The organism is Candidatus Aegiribacteria sp., from assembly GCA_021108005.1.
In the GTDB taxonomy this organism is placed as follows: domain Bacteria; phylum Fermentibacterota; class Fermentibacteria; order Fermentibacterales; family JCC-6; genus Aegiribacteria.
This window is the reverse complement of record JAIORS010000150.1, coordinates 1-3,009: the sequence shown is the minus strand read 5'-3', so window position 1 is coordinate 3,009 and position 3,009 is coordinate 1. Positions and strand designations below refer to the sequence as shown.

The following is a 3,009-nucleotide window of genomic DNA, read 5'->3' as shown; positions in this document are numbered from 1 at the left end:
TTTCTGGGTTCCGATCAGGTTCTTTACCTGATGCAGCCGATAAGCATTGAATAAGAAAAAAAAGGGGTCAAATCTTTACTCTTGACATTACGGAAATGGGGTCAAATCTTTATCCTTGACAATTACTTGATTCCAAATGAAAAACATCAGACATGGCATTTATGCTTTCTTTCTATAAGATGCAATAATGATAAAAGTACAATGTCAAGAGTAAAGATTTGACCCCTTTTCCCCCTTTTTCTCAGAAATAGGTGCCGGCTGAAAGGGAGAGCACAGTATCATCGAAATCCAGAAGATGTATCTTCCAAGCTATCTCTATATCACGATTGAAGATCAGAACATCAGTACCGATATTCCAGTAACCGCCGAATTCACTGGTCTTTTCCTCTTGACCGGCTTCTTCCCACTTGAGTGTGTGAAGAGCGACACCTCCGCCGAAATATAATGACCCAAAACACATTCTTCCGCCAAACAGCACCGGTATCATGTAAGCGGAGCGATTTTCGCTCTCGGTGGTAAGAAAAACATATTCGAGACTGCTTTCCAGATGTCCGAACAGAAATGGAACCAAAATATCAACACCGACAGCAGGACTGAGGGAATAGGTCTGAGCGAATTCTCCTGTAGGGATCAGGATACCGGTATGTACCCCGACGGACGGCTGCGCCAGTGCACATGAACCGCATAGCAGAACAAGGAACAGCATGTTTCTCATTGTATCTCCTTACAAGTTTGAATCGAACCAGTGGAGTTAGCTACTGTCGTTACTTAAATCCTTTCCCATTTCCCCCCCCATTTTCACTGAAGTTCGAGCGTATAGAGTTTCTGATACCCATCAAGAGGGTTGAGAGACCAAGCGAGTATTCCGAATTCATCTACATGTACTTCCCATAGAAGACCGTCAGTTCCGATAACTGATGGAATGCACGCATTGAAGATGTGCTTTCCATCGTAACCGAACACATCGAACGTAGGAGTATCTTCGGTTCCTCTTCTTACCCAGAGCCTGTTCTCACTGTCGATTCCCATCGAATGTATTTTCCATCGGTACGGATCCGGCTGGTAATTGAGCTGGCCACCGTACCCCATGTTCTTAGCCCGTTGATTCCAGAATTCGGCTTCTTCAGCTATCTCCTCTTCGGACTTCTGAACCGCAGGCAGATCCATTGATATCTCGACGAATTCCTCACCGTTTACGTCAAATCCGCTTATCAGGTACTCCTCTGTATCTCTTGAGGCAATGAAAACGTTTCCATCTCTGTCTGAAGCCCATGTTTTGGCGAAATACGCTTCTTCGACGATCTGTGAAGAATTTGAAAAATCGAACACAAAAGAATTCTCCCAGTAAATAAGGGATGGTTCCGTCTCGTCTATCTCGAACTTGCCCACATAAGCCGTAAGAATAGGCTGATCGTCAACGATCTCAAAACTGTTGATTGTGCCGACGTAGCGATTACTGTCAGCTGCTGTTAACCACATCACCGGTTCTCTGAAGATGTCGGTGGCAATTCCTTCCCATTCGCCGTCTGCAAGAAAAACGCTCATCCCGCCAGCCTGCATATCGAATATGGCTACTCGGCCGTCATTCAGCCGAACCATGGACAGCGGATTGTAAAACTCACCAGGACCTGAACCACGTCTTCCGAAGCTCCCGACAAAGATGCCATCGGGAGTGTATTCGCGAACGCAGCATGCTGGTCTGTCGAGAACAAGTATGTTTCCCTCAGCGGTATGCGAGGAAGCTTCTATTGAACCGAAAACGTAATTCGAGTCACCGAGTTCAACACCTATAGAGTCGGTAATCACGAGTTCTAAAGCAAATTCTGCGTCCTCTACCGGTTCGTCCGGGATCTGTTCTGTCTGTTCGCTACCGCAACCGGAGAAAGTAAGAATAAACACAACTGTTATTAAAAGAAGTTCATATTTCATTACGGATTCCTTTCCATATTTGTAATTTCAATTATACAATTATACAAATTAAGGAAATATCGTCAATATTTTCACTATTTCAGTCATGCGATCGTATTTTCGTAAGGAGAAACCAAAACAGGCATTTTAGCAAGAGACTCTTTGTCCGGGACTTGTTTCCGCATAATAATAGGAAAGTGGGCTGCGATTCCCGGACTCACTGCGAGTAGATCTTCTTCACGATCGCCCCATCTTCCATCGAGATCTCGTACTCCGGACCGCCTCCGACCATGTCCTTGTCCGAGAAGACGAAGCGCACGATCCACACCCCTTCGCCTTCACTTACGACCACATCATAGACCGAGAGGTCACGGTAGACGTTGGCGGCATCCATTTTTGCGATCTCTATGGCCCGCTCCTCATCGATGCTCATGTTCTCCTCCTCTTGCGACGTTGGAGCGGCTCGCAGATGGTTGCACCCACACATACCCAGCACGAGGACGGCCATGAGTGAGAGTCTGCAGAGCATTGGTAAGAGTTTCCTGTGATGCAGGAAGTGCAGACTGAGCATTTTAGCAAGAGACTCTTTGTCCGGGACTTGTTTCCGCATCGATTTCAAGAATTCTGTTTGGGTAAGGTGAAATAGAAGGTTGCCCCTTTCTCCACTTCGCTTTCGGCCCATATTTTTCCCCCGTGCCGGCGTATTATCCGTTGTACGGTAGCAAGACCGATTCCGTTGCCTGAGAATTCAGTTGTACCGTGCAGGCGTTGAAACACACCAAACAATTTTTCAACATATTTCATATTGAAACCGGCTCCATCGTCTCGAACGAAGTAGACGTTATCGTTTTTAATATTCTCAACACCGACTTCGATCCTGGCATGCTCGTGATTGCCTGTGAATTTCCAAGCGTTGGACAGAAGGTTAATCAGCGCGATTTTCAGCAGCGTTGCGTCTCCGTGTGCGGAGATACTCGGTGAAATAACGAATTCTACATTTCTATCGGTATCTGTTTGCCGAAGGTCTTCGGCAATTTCAATGGCGAATGCGCTCATATCCACAGTGTCGTACCGCATCTCGGAGCGAGACAGGCGGGAAAG

Annotated in this window: 4 protein-coding genes; all 4 read right to left on the bottom strand. The window is 46.4% G+C overall.

Annotated elements, in window-relative coordinates; translation table 11 throughout:
* Positions 1-241: 241 nt before the first annotated feature.
* On the bottom strand, positions 242-715 hold the full coding sequence (locus tag K8S15_09090) for a hypothetical protein (GenBank protein ID MCD4776186.1): 474 nt from the start codon (positions 713-715) through the stop codon (positions 242-244).
* Between the two features lie 83 nt (positions 716-798).
* Entirely contained in the window at positions 799-1,929 is a 1,131-nt protein-coding gene (locus tag K8S15_09085) for a hypothetical protein (protein ID MCD4776185.1), read from the bottom strand.
* A gap of 196 nt (positions 1,930-2,125) precedes the next feature.
* Entirely contained in the window at positions 2,126-2,341 is a 216-nt protein-coding gene (locus K8S15_09080) for a hypothetical protein (protein MCD4776184.1), read from the bottom strand.
* A 182-nt stretch (positions 2,342-2,523) separates the two neighbouring features.
* Positions 2,524-3,009 (bottom strand): hypothetical protein (locus tag K8S15_09075; GenBank protein MCD4776183.1); only part of this gene is annotated, 486 nt, incomplete at its 5' end.